This window comes from Mesorhizobium sp. WSM4819, from assembly GCF_055811215.1.
Map to the genome: position 1 here is coordinate 45,642 of NZ_JBVVQO010000021.1, position 18,466 is coordinate 64,107.

At 62.1% G+C, this 18,466-nt stretch carries 18 protein-coding genes and 1 tRNA gene; 12 read left to right on the top strand and 7 right to left on the bottom strand.

What is annotated here, in order from left to right; all coding sequences use genetic code 11:
- Window positions 1–14 precede the first annotated feature (14 nt).
- Together AC0L18_RS19590 and AC0L18_RS19595 are read left to right on the top strand one after the other, a co-directional pair.
- Complete coding sequence (locus AC0L18_RS19590) at window positions 15–1,163, top strand: Gfo/Idh/MocA family protein (RefSeq protein ID WP_473493804.1); 1,149 nt, start codon at window positions 15–17, stop codon at window positions 1,161–1,163.
- A gap of 16 nt (window positions 1,164–1,179) precedes the next feature.
- Window positions 1,180–2,157, top strand: coding sequence for an alpha/beta hydrolase (locus tag AC0L18_RS19595; RefSeq protein WP_473493805.1), 978 nt, complete (start codon window positions 1,180–1,182; stop codon window positions 2,155–2,157).
- Here AC0L18_RS19595 and AC0L18_RS19600 read toward each other — a convergent pair.
- A complete protein-coding gene (locus AC0L18_RS19600; RefSeq protein ID WP_473493806.1) occupies window positions 2,145–3,167 on the bottom strand; it encodes a LacI family DNA-binding transcriptional regulator in 1,023 nt (340 codons plus the stop codon). The genes AC0L18_RS19595 and AC0L18_RS19600 overlap by 13 nt on opposite strands.
- 129 nt (window positions 3,168–3,296) lie before the next feature.
- Here AC0L18_RS19600 and AC0L18_RS19605 point away from each other — a divergent pair, with 129 nt between their 5' ends.
- The 8 genes from AC0L18_RS19605 to AC0L18_RS19640 all read left to right on the top strand — a co-directional run bounded on the left by AC0L18_RS19605 (window position 3,297) and on the right by AC0L18_RS19640 (window position 11,505).
- Complete coding sequence (locus tag AC0L18_RS19605) at window positions 3,297–4,241, top strand: sugar kinase (RefSeq protein ID WP_473493807.1); 945 nt, start codon at window positions 3,297–3,299, stop codon at window positions 4,239–4,241.
- Window positions 4,238–5,524: a D-tagatose-bisphosphate aldolase, class II, non-catalytic subunit gene (locus AC0L18_RS19610; RefSeq protein ID WP_473493808.1), complete on the top strand. Its 1,287-nt coding sequence runs from the start codon at window positions 4,238–4,240 to the stop codon at window positions 5,522–5,524. Before AC0L18_RS19605 ends, AC0L18_RS19610 begins: the two co-directional genes overlap by 4 nt.
- Window positions 5,525–5,673: 149 nt before the next feature.
- Window positions 5,674–6,558, top strand: coding sequence for a dihydrodipicolinate synthase family protein (locus AC0L18_RS19615; protein WP_128168759.1), 885 nt, complete (start codon window positions 5,674–5,676; stop codon window positions 6,556–6,558).
- Between the two features lie 23 nt (window positions 6,559–6,581).
- Window positions 6,582–7,241, top strand: a complete 660-nt coding sequence (locus AC0L18_RS19620; protein ID WP_091593158.1) for a GntR family transcriptional regulator — start codon at window positions 6,582–6,584, stop codon at window positions 7,239–7,241.
- A gap of 63 nt (window positions 7,242–7,304) precedes the next feature.
- Window positions 7,305–8,642: an ABC transporter substrate-binding protein gene (locus AC0L18_RS19625; protein ID WP_473493809.1), complete on the top strand. Its 1,338-nt coding sequence runs from the start codon at window positions 7,305–7,307 to the stop codon at window positions 8,640–8,642.
- A complete protein-coding gene (locus AC0L18_RS19630) occupies window positions 8,642–9,580 on the top strand; it encodes a carbohydrate ABC transporter permease (protein WP_473493810.1) in 939 nt (312 codons plus the stop codon). The genes AC0L18_RS19625 and AC0L18_RS19630 overlap by 1 nt, the downstream gene beginning before the upstream one ends.
- Window positions 9,581–10,402: a carbohydrate ABC transporter permease gene (locus AC0L18_RS19635; RefSeq protein WP_473493811.1), complete on the top strand. Its 822-nt coding sequence runs from the start codon at window positions 9,581–9,583 to the stop codon at window positions 10,400–10,402.
- A gap of 44 nt (window positions 10,403–10,446) precedes the next feature.
- Window positions 10,447–11,505 carry an ABC transporter ATP-binding protein gene (locus AC0L18_RS19640; RefSeq protein WP_287235656.1) on the top strand — a complete coding sequence of 353 codons (1,059 nt, stop codon included), beginning with the start codon at window positions 10,447–10,449 and terminating at the stop codon, window positions 11,503–11,505.
- Between the two features lie 148 nt (window positions 11,506–11,653).
- On the opposite strand, the gene AC0L18_RS19645 is transcribed toward AC0L18_RS19640, so the two are convergent.
- The 5 genes from AC0L18_RS19645 to AC0L18_RS19665 form a co-directional block, all read right to left on the bottom strand.
- Window positions 11,654–12,748, bottom strand: coding sequence for a helix-turn-helix transcriptional regulator (locus tag AC0L18_RS19645; protein ID WP_473493812.1), 1,095 nt, complete (start codon window positions 12,746–12,748; stop codon window positions 11,654–11,656).
- Window positions 12,749–12,863: 115 nt separating this feature from the next.
- Window positions 12,864–14,609, bottom strand: a complete 1,746-nt coding sequence (locus AC0L18_RS19650; RefSeq protein WP_473493813.1) for an alpha/beta hydrolase — start codon at window positions 14,607–14,609, stop codon at window positions 12,864–12,866.
- Between the two features lie 319 nt (window positions 14,610–14,928).
- On the bottom strand, window positions 14,929–15,660 hold the full coding sequence (locus AC0L18_RS19655; RefSeq protein ID WP_236368751.1) for a hypothetical protein: 732 nt from the start codon (window positions 15,658–15,660) through the stop codon (window positions 14,929–14,931).
- A gap of 2 nt (window positions 15,661–15,662) precedes the next feature.
- Complete coding sequence (locus AC0L18_RS19660) at window positions 15,663–16,238, bottom strand: hypothetical protein (protein ID WP_236368749.1); 576 nt, start codon at window positions 16,236–16,238, stop codon at window positions 15,663–15,665.
- A gap of 168 nt (window positions 16,239–16,406) precedes the next feature.
- A tRNA-Arg gene (locus AC0L18_RS19665) sits at window positions 16,407–16,483 on the bottom strand.
- A 160-nt stretch (window positions 16,484–16,643) separates the two neighbouring features.
- Here AC0L18_RS19665 and AC0L18_RS19670 point away from each other — a divergent pair.
- Both AC0L18_RS19670 and AC0L18_RS19675 read left to right on the top strand, forming a co-directional pair.
- The gene (locus AC0L18_RS19670) at window positions 16,644–16,943 is read left to right on the top strand and encodes a hypothetical protein (RefSeq protein ID WP_287071797.1); all 300 of its coding nucleotides are present in this window, start codon (window positions 16,644–16,646) and stop codon (window positions 16,941–16,943) included.
- A gap of 72 nt (window positions 16,944–17,015) precedes the next feature.
- Window positions 17,016–17,162 (top strand): glycine zipper domain-containing protein, encoded by a 147-nt coding sequence (locus AC0L18_RS19675; protein WP_473493814.1) that lies wholly within the window; start codon window positions 17,016–17,018, stop codon window positions 17,160–17,162.
- 102 nt (window positions 17,163–17,264) lie between these two features.
- Here AC0L18_RS19675 and AC0L18_RS19680 read toward each other — a convergent pair whose 3' ends face one another.
- Window positions 17,265–18,428, bottom strand: coding sequence for a M20 aminoacylase family protein (locus AC0L18_RS19680; RefSeq protein ID WP_128176127.1), 1,164 nt, complete (start codon window positions 18,426–18,428; stop codon window positions 17,265–17,267).
- Window positions 18,429–18,466 lie beyond the last annotated feature (38 nt).

Genomic DNA, 18,466 nt, shown 5'->3' on the forward strand with positions numbered 1-18,466 from the left:
AGGTAGAGTGGAAAATGCCAGGAAAATCAGGAGCTAAGCTCGGCGTCGGCGTTATCGGGTGCGGCAATATCTCGATGACCTATTTGCGCAATGCGGCCCTGTTCGGCGAGGTCGAGCTACGCGCCTGCGCCGACATATCGCCCGATTTGGCGGCCCTGCGCGCCAAGGAATATGGCATCCGGGCGGTCAGCGTCGATGCGCTTCTGGCCGACCCGGAGATCGACCTCGTCCTCAATCTGACCATCCCGGTGGCGCATTTCGACGTTTCGCTTTCAGCGCTTACGGCGGGCAAGCACGTCTGCACCGAAAAGCCGCTGGCGACCTCGGCCAAGGACGGCAGGCGGCTTGTCGCCGAGGCGGCGGAGCGCGGGCTGCTGCTGGGCTCGGCCCCGGACACCTTCCTTGGCGCCGCCGGACGGCGGGCACGCCGCCTCATGGACGAGGGTGCGATCGGCCGGCCGGTGACCGGCACCGCTTTCATGATGGGGCGCGGCATGGAGCACTGGCATCCCAATCCGCAATTCTATTATCAGCCCGGCGGCGGACCGGTCTTCGACATGGGTCCCTACTACCTGACGATGCTGGTCAATTTGCTCGGGCCGGTGGCCCGCGTGATGGCGATGGCGACGCGGGGCCAGGAGGAGCGGCTGATCACCGCCGAAGGTCCCTACCGGAACACCAGCTTCAAGGTCGGGACACCGACCAACATCCTGTCGCTGCTGGAGTTTCGCTCAGGCGCCACCGTCACCTTCGGCGCCTCGTGGGATGTCTTCAGGCACTCCAACCACCCCATCGAGCTGCATGGGACGGAAGGCTCGCTCAGGCTGCCCGATCCGGATACGTTCGGCGGCACCGTCTCGCTGTCGGAACGAGGGGCCGACTGGGCCGACTTCCACAGTGAGAGCGAACTCTATGGCGCGCGCAATTGGCCCTTCGCCGCGCCCGACCGCGCGAATTATCGCATGCTCGGCGTTGCCGATCTTTCGCGCGCGCTGACAACAGGAAGAAAGCCGCGGGCGTCCGGCGACCTTGCGCTTCATGTGCTGGAAATCATGGAGGCGATCCTCGCTTCGGGTGAGAGCCGCGAGTCCGTCGCGGTCAACGCAACGGTCGATCAGCCGCCGCTCTTCCAGGACGCCGAAGCGGCGAGCCTGCTCGCCTGATATCGGAGGGCTTACGATGACGACATTGCTTTCACCCTTGCTCGATCCGGAGGCCCGGCATGTGCTCGACCTTGACCGGCAGGCGGCCGCCCCGCCATTCGAAGCCGGCACGCCTGAAGAGGCGCGCCGCGCCTATGAGGAGGGCTTTCCGGCACTCCAGGGCGAGCGCGAGCCGGTCGGCTCATTGACCGAGCGCACCATCACCGGACCCGGCGGCCCGTTGACGCTCAGAATCTATCGCGGACAGGGCGCGGTCGGAGCCGCTGCCCCGGCGCTGCTTTATCTGCATGGCGGCGGCTGGGTGATCGGCAATCTCGAGTCGCATGACGAGATCTGCCGCTGGCTTGCGAATATGGCGGCCTGCGTCGTCGTCTCTCCCGACTACCGGCTGGCGCCGGAACACAAATTTCCGGCGGCCATCGAAGATTGCCGCGCCGTACTTTCCTTCATGCAGGACGGCGCGGGCGATCTCGGCATCGACGCCGAACGGATCGCTGTCGCCGGCGACAGCGCCGGCGGCAATCTCGCTACCGTGCTTTGCCTGCTTGCGCGCGGCGACAAGAAGCCGCCGGCGGCGCAGCTGCTGTTCTATCCGAACACGGACGCCTCGCAGGCGGCGGACAGCTATCGCCGCTTTGCCGACGGTTATGGCCTGACTTCGGCGACCATGGCCTGGTTCCGCGACCACTATATCAACCATGCTGGCGATATTGATGACTGGCGCGTGTCGCCGCTCAAGGCCGCAAGCCTTGCCGGCGCAGCGCCGGCTTTTGTCGCAATCGCCGGCCATGATATCCTCGCCGACGAAGCCGAGGCCTACGCGAAGCGTCTGGAAGATGACGAGGTGCCGGTCGTCCTGCGGCGCTGGCCCGGCCAGATCCACGGCTTCGTTTCGATGGGCCGCCATGGTCCGGCGGCGCGGCAAGCGGTCGGCGCGGCAGTTGCCGCATGGCGCGGCTTCGATCCTGTGTTTGCAAACGCTCAGGCCGACTGACGCATGACCAGCGTTGCGTCGAGACTGACCCTGGGGGCAACTGCCGCGTCGTCCTCGTCAAGCAAGGCCAGCAGCGTCTCGACGCTGCGTCCGGCCATGGAAGCGAAGTCCTGCGCCATGGTGGTGAGGGCAGGACAGGTGTAGCGGCTGAGCGGATGGTCGTCATGGGCTGCGATCCGCAGGTCGCAATCGCCCTTGCGGCCGACCTTGCGGCCTTGCGAGTAGGCGGCAGCCATCACGCCGAAGGCGAGACGGTCGTTGGCGCACAGAATGGTCTTGCCCGGCAGACCGCCACGGGCGAGCATCGCTTCCATCTGCTCATAGCCGATCCGTTCGAAATCCCAGCTGTAGTCATAAGGGGTGCCGATGAGCACCGGCTCATGCCCGAGCCGCTGCATGGCGCCGACATAGCTGTTCAGGCGCTCGCGCGAATTGTGGTTGACGTGCGGGATATCGAAATAGACCGGAGCATCGCCGGAGCGGCAGAGATAATCGACGATGGTCGAGACGCTCTGGCTGTTGTTGTTGCCGACGAATGGCGTGTCGCCCTCGAGATAAGTGTCGAAATAGACGATCGGTATGGTCTGTGTCAACTTCTCCAGCGTGCGCTCTTCGGAGCGTAGGCCGAGCGGCGCGATCAGCGCGCCGGAAACTTTTAGCGAAAGAATGGTTCGCGTCGCTTCCACTTCGAGCTCGCGCGAGCCGTGCGAGGAGATCACGATCGGCCAGTAGCCTTCGTCGCGCAGCCTGAGTTCGATGCGGCTGACCATTTCCGAATAGAAGGGATCGGCGAGCGTCGGCACGACAATGCCGATGCTGCGGGTCCGCTTGCGGTTGAGGTTGCGTGCAAACAGATTGGGCTGGTAGTCGGACGAGCGCAGCGCCACTTCGATCCGCTGACGTGTCGCCGGCTTGACGCTGCTCGGATCGTCGAAATATTTCGACAGTGTCGGCCTGGAGACGCCGCAAGAGCGAGCAAAATCCTCCATCGTCTTGTGCGTCATCGACATCAAGCCCTCGAATGCAAGGCGAAACTTTACAGATAAACGGGGTAGTTTCCATGCGTAAATTTATTAATTGACGCGAAAAAGCACAAGCCGTATTCACTTGAAGTAGGCGAATTCGAGGGATTCCGCGAGATGAAGAAGCTGGTCAGTGCCGGCGAGATTCTGGTCGAGATCATGGCCGAGCGGATCGGCCAGAGCTTTCTCGAGCCTGGTCCGCTGCTCGGGCCCTACCCGTCAGGCGCGCCCGCGATCTTCATCGGCCAGGCGGCGGCGCTCGGCCAGCCGGCCGGCCTCATCGGCGCCGTCGGCGACGACGATTTCGGCAGGCTGAACATCGATCGGCTGCGGGCACTGGGCGCCGACGTGTCGGCGATCGCGGTTCACACGGGCCATGCGACGGGCACGGCCTTCGTCACCTACCTGGCCGACGCCAGCCGGCATTTCGTCTTCAACATCCGCAACAGCGCCGCCGGCCTGATCGAGACAAACGCGGCGGCGACAAAGCTGCTCGCCGGTGCCGATCATGTCCATGTCATGGGCTCGTCGCTGTTTTCCGACCGCGCCATCGCGGTGGCGCTATCGGCGATCGAGACGGTCAAGGCCAGAGGTGGAACCGTGTCCTTCGATCCGAACATCCGCCGCGAGATCATGCAGGTATCCGGCATGCGCGAAGCACTCGACCAAGTGCTGGCGCGAACCGACATCTTCCTGCCGAGCGGCGAGGAGCTCTTCCTGTTTTCATCCGCCAGGGACGAGAAGGGTGCAGTCGACGAACTGCTGGCCCGTGGCCTGTCCTGCATCGTCCTGAAGAAAGGGGCCGCCGGCGCCGTTTATCATGATCATCACGGTACGGTCGCCTCGTCCGGCTTTGCCGTCGACGAGATCGATCCGACCGGCGCCGGCGACTGCTTCGGTGCTGCTTTCGTCTCGTTCTGGCTGCGCGGGGCGGCTCCTGCCGACGCGCTGCGGATCGCCAATGCCTGCGGTGCGCTTGCCGTCACCCGCAAGGGCCCGATGGAAGGCATTTTCCCGCTTGAAGCGGTCGAGGCCTTCATCGCCATGGGGAACATGCAGTGAGTGACGCGACGCGAAGGCTTGCGAACATTGCGGCGAGGCGCGCCGCAGGCGAGAAAAGCGGCATCACCTCGGTCTGCTCGGCGCATCCGCTGGTCATCGAGGCTGCCCTGCGCCATGGTGCGGCGCTGCGCGCGGATGTGCTGATCGAGGCCACCTGCAACCAGGTCAACCACGACGGCGGCTACACCGGGATGACACCTGCGGCGTTCCGCAGCTTCGTCGAGGCGCAAGCGCACAAAGTCGGCTTCCCCGTCGATCGTCTGATCCTCGGCGGCGATCATCTCGGGCCCAATCCGTGGAAGCACATGGTTGCCGCCGCCGCGATGAAGAAGGCTGCGGCGATGATCGATGCCTATGCGAGCGCCGGCTTCACCAAGATGCATCTGGATACGAGCATGGCCTGCGCCGACGATCCAGCCGTGCTTGCCGATGAAACGATCGCCGAGCGCGCGGCCGAACTTGCAGCAATCGCTGAGGCGGCGGTCGAGCGGGCAGGCGGCGAAAAACCGGTCTACGTCATCGGCACCGAAGTGCCGGTGCCGGGCGGGGCGCTGGAGGCGCTCGACCACCTGCATGTGACGGCGCCCGGCGATGCCTTGCGCACCGTAGAAATCCACGCGCGAGCGTTTTCCCGCGTCGGCCTCGAAGCCGCTTTTGCCCGTGCGGTCGGTGTCGTCGTCCAGCCCGGCGTCGAGTTCGGCAACACCGAGATCGTGCCCTATGCACCGGCCAAGGCGACTGAACTGGTGGCTGTGCTCGACCGTATGCCGCAATTGGTTTTTGAGGCGCATTCGACCGACTACCAGCCGGCCGAAGCGCTCAATGCCCTCGTTCGCGACGGTTTTGCCATCCTCAAGGTCGGCCCCTGGCTGACCTTCGCGCTTCGCCAAGCGCTGTATGGGCTCAGCCATGTCGCTGATATCCTCGCGCCGGACTTTTCGCGCGAAAGCCTGCCTGCCGCGATGGAACGCATCATGCTGGCGTCGCCGGACAATTGGCAGCAATACTATCCGGGCACGCCGGACGAGCAGCGCATGCAGCGGCATTTCTCGTTCAGCGACCGCATCCGCTATTATTGGCCGACGCCGGAGGCGCAGCGCGCAACACGGACGCTGCTGGACGTATTGGGCGAGAAGGATATACCCCGGCCGCTGATCAGCCAGTATCTGGGGCAACTCGACGTCGAGGTTGCCGCACGCCGGGTCAAGCCCCTCGCTCACGAGCTTCTGATCGGCAGCATCACCCGTGTCCTCGATATCTACGCGGACGCGACGGGACAGTAGGGATCGCGCTGCCGGAAAGACGGCAGCCGCCCAAATCCGCATCATATATTCGTCCGATGTCGACGCCGTGTTCGAAAAGCCCCCTCCGCAATTTACAACTAACATGTTAGTGTGCTAGAAGTGCTGCACATCGACATCTGGAGAAAATAGTGGTCTCGCGCTTTGGTCTTTCGGTTGCTCTCGCCACGCCTTTCGATGCGTCCGGGCAAATCGCCATCCTTCCCATGGTCACGCAGGCCCGGGCTTGCCTTGGCGCCGGCTGCAGCAGCGCCACGCTGTTCGGCACCACCGGGGAAGGCGCTTCCGTGGGCACGGCAGAGCGGCGGATTGTTACCGAGGCCATGCTGGCCGCCGGCATTCCGGCGCATCGGCTCGTTGCCGGCGTGCTGGTCGATGCAGCCGAAGACGCCGCCGAACAGGCGCGGCATGCCTTGCAGTGCGGCGTCCGCAACATCCTGCTGGCTCCGCCGAGCTACTTCAAGAATGTCGGCGAGGACGGACTGTTCGGATGGTTTTCTGCCGTCTTCGCTGCGCTCGGCCCGCTGGCTCGCGGCATCCTCCTCTACAACATCCCCTCTGTCACCATGGTGCCGCTCCCGCTTACCCTGATCGGTCGGCTGTGTGCGGCTTTCCCCGGCGTGATCGCCGGTGTCAAGGATTCGGGTGGCGACTGGAGTTACAGCGAGGCGCTGCTAAGAGCCCATGGCGACATGGTGATCCTGATCGGCGACGAGCGGCACCTGGCCAGAAGCGTGCGCCAGGGCGGGCAGGGCGCCATTTCCGGCATGGCCAATTTCGTCACCGGCGAAATCCGCGCCATGGCCGAGGATGGGCGCGACGATGCCCGTGTCGAGAGCTTCGTGCTCGAATTGCTTAGATATTCGGTCATCCCGGCGGTGAAGGTCATGGTGGCGCGCAAAACCGGCGACGAGCGCTGGCTGGCGGTCCGTCCGCCGCTGGAGCCGATCGGTTCGCAGGGGCGGCAACAGCTTGCTGCCGCCTATGACAGGCTGTTTGCGACAGAGCCGGCCTGACCGGCAAAGGGAAGCGCGCTGAAATGGACGACAGCAGCGAACCGGCAACCCTCAGGGAAAGAGCTTATGCCAGCTTCACGCGGCATTTGCTGGCCCGCGATCTGCGGCCGGGACAGTTCGTGTCGCAGCGCGAACTGGTTGCCTTTACCGGGCTGCCGCTAGGCGCCATCCGCGAGATCGTGCCGCGTCTCGAGGCCGAGGGGCTTTTGACGACCATCCCGCAGCGCGGCATGCAGATCGCCCATATCGACATCAACCTGATCCGCGAGGCCTTCCAGTTTCGCCTGTTCATGGAGCGTGAGGCGGTGGCGCTGTTCACCGTCAACGCCTCCGACGCCGTGCTCGCCGGCCTGCGGCGCGAACATGAGGATATGCTGGCTCAAGCCTTGTCGCAGACGCCGACGCCGGAAATGGAAGCCAAGGCCCAGAACATCGATTGGGCCATGCACGACACCTTCATCGATGCGCTGGGCAACGAGATCATCGCCAAGGCGTATCTGGTCAATTCGGTAAAGATCAGATTGATCCACCAGGAGCGTTTCCGCATCGATGGGCGCGTCGTGCCGGTGATGCAGGAGCACCTGACGGTGATCGAAGCGCTCGAGAGCCGCGATCCGCAAAAGGCGGTTGAGGCGATCAGTCGGCATATCGACAATGCGCGCCGGTTGGCGCTCCAGATCTGAGGACGTATGGTTCGCGGCTGCCGCGACACTATCGACAACGACAGCAACCCAAGGGAGGAAGAAATGTCGTCCAATCCGTTCAAGCCAACGAGAAGGCAAGTCCTTGCAGGAACCACGGCGCTCGCCGCCGCGGGCATGGCCGGCCTTCGCCCGAGCTTTTCCGCCAGCGTCGACTGGAAGCGCTTTGCCGGCACCACGCTCGACGTCAATCTGGTGAAAAGCCCGCGCAGCGACACCATCCTGAAATACATCGCCGAATTCGAGGAACTGACCGGCATCAAGGTCAATGCCGAGGCGACGCCGGAACAGCAGCAGCGGCAGAAGACGGTGATCGAGCTGAGCTCCGGCAGACCGAGCTTCGATGTCGTGCATTTGAGCTATCACGTGCAGAAGCGCCAGTTCGAAAAGGGTGGCTGGCTGGCCGACATCGCCGGCTATCTCGCCGATCCGACGCTGACCGATCCCGGCCTGGTCGAAAGCGATTTCGCCGAGGCCGGCATGCTTTTCGCCAAGGACAACCAGGGCGTGCTGCGTTCGCTGCCGTTCTCGGTGGACTACTGGATCGTCTACTGGAACAAGGAGCTGTTCGAGGCCAAGGGCCTCAAATACCCTGAATCGTTCGAGCAGCTGGTGGCCGCCGCCGAAGCGCTGACCGATCCATCGACCAACACGTTCGGCTTCGTCGCCCGCGGCCTGAAAAATGCCAACACGCCGGTGTGGACGTCGCTGATGCTCGGCTACGACATGACGCCGCTCGACGATAAGGGAAAGCTGCGCACCGAAACGCCCGAGGCGATCGAGGCCGCTGCCCTCTACCAGAGGTTGATGACCAAGTCCGCCCCTCCGGGCGTCACCGGCTTCAATTGGGCTGAAGCGCAGTCCGCCTTCCTGCAGGGCAAGATCGGCATGTGGTTCGATGGCGTCGGTTTTGCCCCGCCGATGGAAAATCCCGAAAAGTCGCGCGTGGTCGGCAAGGTCGGCTACGGCGTCATGCCCAAGGGGCCCAAGGCGCATGCCTCCGGGACGTTTGGCGACGGCCTCGGGGTGACCGCCTCCAGCGAAAAGAAGGAAGCCGCCTATCTGTTCTGTCAGTGGGCGGTTTCCCCGGCGATGGGCGCGCGCCTGCTCCAGGCCGGCGCCGGCGTGCCTTTCCGCAAGTCGGTGCTGGAAGACCCAAAGGTGCGCGAAGGCGTCACCATGCCGGCAAGCTGGCTCGATGCAGTGGTTCAGTCCGGCAATATCAGCAGGCTGGCGCTGCCGGTGATCATCCCGGTCACCGAGTTCCGCGACATCTACGGCGTGGCGTTGACCAACATGATTGCCGGTGCCGATCCTGCCGAAGAACTGAAGAAGGCCACCGCGCAGTTCCAGCCGGTTCTCGACAGGAGCGAGCAGGGCTGATGTCCGCCATCGCCCCTGAACGCACCGGGGTGACGACGCAAGCCATCGAAGGGAGCCAGACGATCCGGCTGGCTCCCAACTACTGGCCCTTCGTCGTTCCGGCGCTCGTCGTCGTTAGCGCCGTGATCGTCTTTCCCTGGGCGTTCACGCTCTGGATGAGCGTCAACCGCTGGACGCTCGGCCAGTCGCGGAGCTTTGCCGGGGTGGAAAACTATCTCCGTCTGGCCAGAGACCCGCGATTCTGGGAATCGCTTGTTCATACATTGACCTACACCTCGCTGTCGGTGGCAGCGCCGATGTTGTTGGGCACTGTCGCCGCCCTGATCTTCGACGCCAGGTTTCCGCTGCGCGGCCTGCTGCGCGGCGTCTTCGTCATGCCGATGATGGCAACGCCGGTTGCCGTGGCGCTGGTCTGGACGATGATGTTCCATCCCCAGCTCGGTGTGCTCAACTACCTTCTGTCGCTGGTCGGCATCCCGGCGCAGGAATGGATATTCAACGCCAACACGGTCATCCCTTCGCTGGTCGCGGTCGAGACCTGGCAGTGGACGCCGCTGGTGATGCTGATCGTGCTGGGCGGGCTGGCCTCGGTGCCGCGCGAGCCGTTCGAGAGCGCCGAGATCGACGGCGCCAATGCCTGGCAGCAATTCCGCTACCTCACCTTGCCGATGATCGCGCCGTTCCTGATGATTGCGTTGATCATCCGCACCATCGATGCGCTGAAGAGCTTCGACATCATCTATGCGATGACCCAGGGCGGGCCGGGCACGGCGTCCGAAACCATCAACATCTATCTCTACAACACCGCCTTCTCCTATTACGACATCGGCTATGGCTCGGCCATGGCCGTGGTGTTCTTCATCGTCATCGTGGCGCTGTCCTTCATCCTCCTGATGCTGCGCCAGCGCTCGCAGTGGAACGATGCGGAGGGCAAGTAGATGAGTTCTCGGTTGCTCAACCAGATCGGCCTGTTTTTCGCAGCCCTGGTCATCGTCTCGCCGGCGATTCTTTTCTTTCTCTGGATGATCTCGCTGTCGCTGAAATTCGAGATCGACAACGGCGCCTATCCGCCGATCCTGATCCCCGAACGTTTCGCCTGGTCGAACTATGTAAAAGTGTTCGAGGAGAACGATTTCTTGCTCTATCTCTGGAATTCGGTTCTGGTGACCGGCACGGCGACACTGCTGGCGCTGCTGATCGGCGCACCGGCCGGCTATGGCATAGCGCGGCTCAAGGCCGAAAAATCGGCGGTCGTCATCATGATCGCCCGCATGACGCCGGGGCTGTCCTATCTCATCCCGCTGTTTCTGCTGTTCCAATGGATCGGGATACTCGGCACGCTCTGGCCGCAGATCATCATCCACCTGGTGGTGACGGTGCCGATCGTGGTCTGGGTGATGATCGGCTATTTCGAAACCACGCCGATGGAACTGGAAGAGGCGGCCAACATCGACGGGGCCAGCTCCTGGCAGGTGTTCCGGCTGGTCGCCCTGCCCATCGCCAAGCCGGGCATCGTTGTCGCCTTCATCCTGTCGGTTATCTTTTCGTGGAACAATTTCGTCTTTGGCGTGGTGCTCGCCAGCCGTGAGACGCGCACGCTGCCGGTCGCCGTCTACAACATGCTTTCCTATGAGCAGGTGAGCTGGGGGCCGCTCGCCGCCGCCGCACTGGTGGTGACGCTGCCGGTGCTGGTGCTGACCATGTTCGCGCAGAAGCAGATCGTCGCAGGACTGACCGCCGGCGCGGTCAAGGGCGGCTGAAGACGCATTCCAGCTCGACATCACTCTTCTCCCGGAGAAATCCAATGGCATCGGTAACCATCAACAACGTGCAGAAGGCGTTCGGAGCCACCAAGATCATTCACGACGTCAGTGTCGATATCGCCGACGGCGAATTCGTCATCCTGGTCGGCCCGTCGGGATGCGGAAAGTCGACGCTGCTGCGCATGATCGCCGGACTTGAAACGATCTCGGGCGGGAAAATCACCATTGGCGAACGCATGGTCAACAATCTGCGGGCGCGGGACCGCAACATCGCCATGGTGTTCCAGAATTACGCGCTCTATCCGCATATGACCGTGGCCGACAACATGGGCTTTGCGCTCAAGATCAAGAAAGCCGATCCTGCCGATACCGCTGGCCGCGTCAGGAATGCCGCCAGCATCCTTGGCCTGGAAAAGCTGCTAGAGCGCTATCCGCGTCAGCTCTCCGGCGGCCAGCGCCAGCGCGTCGCCATGGGCCGCGCCATCGTACGCGACCCGCAGGTCTTCCTGTTCGACGAGCCGCTCTCCAATCTCGACGCAAAGCTGCGCGTCCAGATGCGCGGCGAGATCAAGGCGCTGCACCAGCGGCTCGGCACCACCACGATCTACGTCACGCATGACCAGATCGAAGCCATGACGATGGCCGACAAGATCGTCGTGCTGCATGACGGCCTGGTCGAGCAGATCGGCGCGCCGCTCGACCTCTACGACCAGCCGGCCAATCTCTTCGTTGCCGGCTTTATCGGCTCGCCCGCCATGAACTTTATTGCCGGCCGCATCGAGGAAGGCGTGTTCCGCAGCGCCGGCGGGCTGATCCTGCCGCTGCCGGAAGGCGCCCGTCCGACCGACGCTGCAGGACGCGAACTTGTCTACGGCATCCGTCCCGAGCACATCCGCGCAACTGCCCAGGGCATGCCGGGCACGGTCACGCTTCTGGAAGCCACGGGTTCGGAAATCTTCGCCAAGGTCGACTGCGCCGGCGAGGAAATTGCCTGCCTGTTCCGCGAGCGGCTGCCGCTCAAGCAGGGCGCGGCGATAGGGATCGAAGTCGATCGCGCCTGCGCCCACCTGTTCGACGCGAAAACAGGTCGGCGTATGTGATGGTCTGGCCTGCGCGGCGGGTGCGCTGACGCGAAGACGATATTCACGGCAAAAGCGCCGTAGTACCAATTGCGGCGCCTGTCGCCAAACGCGTTTCCACCGACAATAACGTGCCCGATGGCACTGGACAGAATCGGTCACGCCCGAACTATCGGCCGCTCGAGAGCCTTGTGAGAAGCGCGACCAGCTCCGACTGCCGATGCGTCTGCGTCTTCGCGAAGACCGATTTCAGCTGGTTGCGCCCGGTCTCATAGGAAACGCCAAGTTCGTCGGCTGCCGCTTCAACGCCGTGTCCCGAGCAAATCTTTCTCGCCAGCCTCGCTTCGGACGCTGTCAGCCTGAAGCAGGACTGCAGCACGGCTTCAGGAGGAGGAGGTCTCGCGTCAGGATCAATGAGGATGACGATTGCCTGGCACGGCGCCAGCGCGTTGTAGGAGACTTTCGGCAGTCGCAACGGATAGGCAAGGAGCGGCCGCCCTTGCAGTCTGGGCAGTGGCACGGGTGGCATCGATGCGGCCGTGTCCGGCGAACACAGCAGCGCTTTCAGCGATCGGTCGAGAGCATCGGTCGCGGTTCGGTCAAAGGAGACCAAACGCCGGCGCGTAATCTGCAGACCCCGCACCAGAAGCCTTTCCGCCGGAGCGTTGGACCGGAGGACATTGCCGCTCCTGTCCAACATGACCGCAGGCGTTTCGGTGGCGCCAAACGCATCGAGTGCCGCGTCGGCCCTCCCGAAACCTATTGCCCGCGCAACTGCGGCCACAGAGCCCAGCTGTTTCGAAAGGTCCGCCAGCTGTCTCATCTCGTCTGGCGTGAACGGACCCTGCTGGATCGACCGTTGCAGCGACAGCGCCCAGAAGTCGTCTCCGGCGGCGATCTTGACGGCCGCGCACCATCGCAGGCCGAAAGGCGCGAGGAATTCCTGGTAGTATGGATGCTTGGCGATATCGTCTGACGTCAGGAGGTCGAACTCCGAGGTGACCCCTTTCCGATCGAGGAAGTTGATGAGGCGATACCGCTCGTCCCGGTTTATCCAGCCGTCGCGGACGTAGGATTCGAGAGCAGGGGCCATGGTGCGGCTGCAAGGCACGAGTGGCAGATGCCCCTTTATGTCGAAGAGCAGCGCTCCGGCGCTCCCGGTGGCCTTTTCTGCCACCTCCATCGCGGAATCCCAGCGTGATGGATCGAGGGCTGCCTCGACAAAGGCAACACCGATCGCGTCAAAATCGAAAGCAGCGCCCACCGCCAGCCCCTTGGTAGGCACCTATCTAAACATACCGAATCTTGGATAGCGAGTCGGACCGTCTCGGGGCCGCCCGCGATCGTGATGCAGCTTGGCGGCGCTTGCCGCCAGGGAATTAGTGTTTTTTGGGCGATGTTGAAGAGCGATGCCTGAACCGGAACGGCGACCTCATCTGCTTTGGCGACCTTATCGCCGCAGCCCGCTGCATTTCTGGCCCTCGCCACTGCTCCTCCGCCGCCGCGGTGAACTGCGGGGCCTGCATCCGTCCAATGCACGCAGTCTTCAGCTTGCGTCTGGGGTTGGCCAGGAAATCGGCGACAACCTCCGATCCGCAAGGGTCGGAATCGATCACATCGTGCCCAATCCCGCGAAGCACGACGACCTGCCCAAAAGGAAGGCTTTTGGCCGCACGATATGCCCAGTGAGTCGGTGTTGCCGGATCATACTCTCCCGACAACAGCAGGGTCGGGATATCCAGGCGGCGGGGATGCTTTTGCGAAACCGTCATTCCTTGGGGAAACCAAAGCGGGCAAACCCAGGTATAGTCGGCCTCTCCGATCCACTTCGTCCAGTATTCGAGGCGCTTGTCAGGCAGCTCGGATCTGTTGGTCTCGGAGCAAGTGACTGAAAAATCCATGCCCTGGGCAATCTCGGTATCGTCATGTTCAAAGATCAAATCCGCGAGCGGTCTGAAATCGTTTTCGTATGTTTTCTCAACTAGCTTTGGAATGTCTTCGATAGCGTAACGATCGTATAGCAACCCGAATATAAGCTCAAGAAAATCTGCGCCGGAGACATATCTGTACTGAGCGGGATCGTTTTCCCTGTCGTCGCTCCGCAAAAGCGCCGGCTGTTTGTCCAGCTGCTTTACGATCGCTCGCACCGCGTCTCCTAGTCCGCGCATGCAATTTTTTGATTTTTGGCAATCTCGTTCCAGCAGTCGCAAAGAACGATCCAGATTTCGCCCATCTTCCTTGAGGTAGTCGATATCAAGGGGCAGAACGGAATCCAGGATGCTCGCCGAGACGCCCTCTGGATGCTCGTTCATCACTTCCAAGGCAACTCTTGTGCCGTAAGAGACGCCGTACAGTACCCACTTCTTTATGCCAAGAGCCATGCGAACGTCGTTGACGTCTGCTGCATTTTCGGCGGTGTTGTAGGCGAAGAGGTCAATGCCCTTTGCTATCAGCGCGCTTCGGCACGCGACCACCTCATCTCTCATGAGCTTGTCAAAGCTGACCTCGGCATCGACGCTTAGTGAAATGGAGTTCCAATGATCGGCCTTGAAGTATCGCGAACAGCTCAGCCTGGGAATTGACTTTCCTATCCCTCGTTGGTCGACCACGACCACTCGGCGCCCGATCATCCAATTTTGATCACTTATGAACTGCCACCATGCCTCGATGTCTTCCCTGTCGCCAATATCGGTGGGCTGGCCCGGCCCGCCCGTGAGAAACACAATGGGCTCATGCCGCTCGCGGTCGGGTTCGAAGACCACCACCGATAGAGTGATTTCAGTCCCAGAAGCTTTTTTGCGGTTTTCAGGGACACTGAGAGTCCCGCACGTCATTCCACGGTCGCGCGGAACCTCGAACCAGCAATTCGTTTTCTTGAACTCTCCGGCATGGATATCCCCGCTCCACGCGCAAAAGAGAAGTACAGCTGACGCGAGCTTAAGGAGTACTCGATCCAGATTGATGAACATACGTCGAAAAGAGGCGCGCATGTTGCCCTCCAGCATGAAGCAAGGCCTGAGGCATTCGCGCGCCACCCACTGAGCTTTGACATCAGCGCGGTCGTAGGAATGATCGTAGTTTCCCCCTGCCCCACCAATTGCCAAGTGCGATTTTGCTCGCAGCAAGCTACCCCTCATCGATAATAGAGTGGTTCCATGGGCCGCGCATGACCCATTTGGGTATAGGATCATGGCGACCGTGGTGTCAGGCCAGTTGTCACCGTTGCCGTACCCCTGAGCCTGTGGAGCGCGCCGACTTACTCCGTCGGGCCGCGGCAGCAATCCAGGACTATCGTGACGAGATCGCCATCGCATTCGGGTTGGCGCATGCCGACGAGATCGTCGGCTCGGCAAGCACACGGACGGCTTCGATGCCGAACCTGCCGCCTCCGAACGGGAAGATCCTGACCTTTCAATCGCCCGCTGCCTCACGGTGGCGGGCTTTTTAAGCTGCGAGCTTGAATGCCTCTTGGGGAGAGTCGAGAGCGATGATCCGCGCAGTTCGTCCAAGCAACGAGAGGTGCGGCGTCTTTTCCGGCACTGTTGGCACCGCAACCCTAACGGTTTTCTCCGAGCCCAGATCTCGCACATCAAGGAATTTGGCAATGGCCGAATTGACGGCGGCCGGATAGGGGGTAACTAGCTCGAATAGGACGGGGCGGTCGTTCAAACGGACCACAGCATCGAACTCCCAAGCATCGGTGTGCCCGGTAAACTTTTCACCTCGATGGATAGGCTCGTTTGGAAACGCTCCCTTCAGGATATCCCAGAGCACGAGGCGCTGGTCGTTTGCGCGCTTTTCAGACAAACCCTCGGCAGTTGCATCTACCGCAGACTTGGATGCGTTGCCTACAGCGATCGCAGCCGCCACCAATGCTTCGCGAGGGACCTCCAGGTCGAAGATCATGTGGCTATCGTACCTGACAGCGAACCGCTCGGCGGCACGACGTGCGATCTGGTTGTAAATGTGGCCGCCGCCCATCAGTTCTGCTTCGCGTCTACCGGACCCGAAGTCCGAAACAATGTAGCCATCAGGAGTCTGCTCCATGCGCAAAACGACGCGCCCGCCACCCGGGTATAGAAGTGGAGTCACCACTGTCGGAACACCGTTCGTGTCCCGCGCGTAGGAGAGTGCTTGAGCGACTTCCTTCGCGACTGAGTTGGCTGTATGATCCATGGCTATATGAGCCTCTCTTGCCACTGCGGAGGCGGCAGATCGCATGCCCCGTCGATATTGAAGTAGAGCTCAACCAGCCGAAGCATATCACGAAACGACTCAGGCTCGCCATCGACAGCGACGGCAGATGGTAAATTTTCGGATGCGGTAAAGGCTTTGCGCCCTAACCGTACGTTGTCTTGAGTACGATGGATATGCGAGCCCTCGACTATTGGTGCCTGGTGCAGCCTCTTCCAATATCGGTTTGTATGAGGTGAATAGGGCCAGCAATCTAGACGAGAAATCGGCATCCAGCCATCGTTCTCGATTTGCAAGAGAGCGGTAGCATCCTCAATCGGGCGGTCGCGCCAAACCACGATTCGAAGCTCCACCCCTTCGAGCGAAACGCCTGAACCGTCAATCAGCAATGACGCCAGCACAAGCTGGTCGGACTCGCCGGCCGCCTCACCGATCTTTCGCTGGCGTGGACTTGTGGTCTGCCAATCTGGCCACCCAAAAATGGCCTTCGGCATTTCTGCAATCGCAAGCCAATTCTCCACTAGCGCTCGATCGCGCGGAGAATCTTCCGAGGCGTCCATTCATTCTCCCCTCCAACCAAGTCGCGACCCGATCGCGTGTCGCATCCATGTCGCATGGACTAGCCGATAGTCGCAGGAAACTCTTGAAAATCAACGGAAATGGTTTGCAACATGGCGCGACATGGACACCATGGACACCACGAAAGATTAATATAAGCCTTTGAAATCTGGTGATCCCGACAGGAATCGAACCTGTGACCTACAGATTAGGAATCTGCCGCTCTATCCTACTGAGCTACGGGACCACGCGGCCGACACATAACCGCTTCGGATCGTTTCGCCAAGAGGCAAGGTTGCAGCAAGCTTGACGCAATCGGCCGGTCGCGAGTGGACCGCAAAGATGAGCCAGAAATAGCGGAACTTCGGACCACCGCCGCGCTTTAGTGTGCCGAAGGAGAGACCCGCATGAGTGCTACGAAAGAGTTCTTTGAAACCTGGCTGCAGGAGAACGTCGGTAACCTGCCCGCGGAAAGCGAAGTGAGCGTGGCCGTCCTGGTTCAGCAATTCGAGCAGGATGCCGACGCGGCCGGCTATGGTCACGAGGTGCGCGAAGACGAGATCGGCGACATCGAAGAGGCCATTGAGAAAGCTCTGAACAGGGCCCGGACAGGCGAACAGCCGCAGGCTGACGATCCGGCCGAAGAGAGTGATCTGGCGCCCGTCATGGAGGCGCTGGAGGTCGACGACCCGAAGAGCGGGCCGTAGCGATCCCAGGCAACATCGGATGGCAGCCGACCAGCGGTTGCAGCTCTCCCCTTCCACCCTAAATGACCCGGCATGATGGATGCCAAACACATCACACTCGGCGTTGTGATCGGCGTGGCTATCGGCGTCGCATTGGACAATATTATTGCGGGTATCGGAATCGGTATCGCCCTGGGCATTGCCTTGGGTCTTGCGCAAAGGCGGTCCGGTCGGAAGTGACGATCGGAGCATCGCCACGTCCCGGGCTCGACCGCCTTGTAGCCATCCCAATCGCAGCGCACCCCTCGGATCAAGCCGCAGGGCGGTTTTATGGCCGATGCATCAAGCGGCCAGCGCCGTCTCCGCGAGCTTCACCCAATAGCTCATGCCGTGCGGGATGACCTCGTCGTTGAAGTCGTAGGCAGGGTTGTGGAGACCGGCGGTGTCGCCATTGCCGATGAAGATGAAGGCGCCCGGCCGCGCTTCCAGCATGTAGGAGAAATCCTCGCCGCCCATCACCGGCTGGATGGCGCGTTGCACCTGTGCCTCGCCGGCGATTTCAGCGGCGACATCGCTTGCAAAGACCGTCTCCTCCGGATGGTTGAAGGTGACGGGATAATTGGCTTTGTAATCGACCTCGATCGTTGCGCCGAAGGCCGCGCCCACGCCCTCGCAGATGGCGCGCACACGCTGCTCAGCCTTCCTGGCGACCTCCTTCTTCAGCGTGCGCACGGTGCCTGCGATCTCGGCGCTCTCGGGAATGACATTGTAGGCGTCGCCGGCGTGGAATTTCGTAACCGACACCACGACAGCCTCGACCGGATCGGTGCTGCGCGAGGCGATCGTCTGCAGAGCGCCGACGAGCTGGCTGGTGATGACGATCGGGTCGATCGTGCCGTGCGGCATCGCCGCATGCCCGCCCTTGCCCTTGACCGTGATGGTGAATTCGGCTGTCGCCGCCATGATCGGGCCCGGCTTAATGGCGAATTGTCCGACCGGCAGGCCCGGCATGTTGTGCATGCCGAACACCTTGGAGATGCCGAAGCGCTCCATCATGCCGTCCTTGACCATCTCGTTGCCGCCGCCGCCGCCTTCTTCGGCCGGCTGGAAGATCACTGCGACGGAGCCGGCGAAATTGCGCGTCTCGGCAAGATATTTGGCGGCACCGAGCAGCATCGCGGTGTGGCCGTCATGGCCGCAGGCGTGCATCTTGCCCGGAATGGTCGAGGCGTAGGGTTTCCCGGTGATCTCGTTGAGCGGCAGCGCATCCATGTCGGCGCGCAGGCCGATGCTCGTGCCTTCGCCCAGGCGGCCGCGGATGATGCCGACGACACCGGTCTTGCCGAGGCCGGTCACCACGTCGTCGCAACCGAAGGCCTGCAGCTTCTCGGTGACGAAGGCGGCGGTCTCGAAGACGTCGAAATTCAGCTCTGGCGTCTGGTGCAGATGGCGGCGCCAGCCGGCGACCTCGTCTTGCATTTCGGCGGCGCGGTTCAGGATCGGCATGATGTTCCATCTCGCTGTTGGAGCAGACGGGCTCTGCC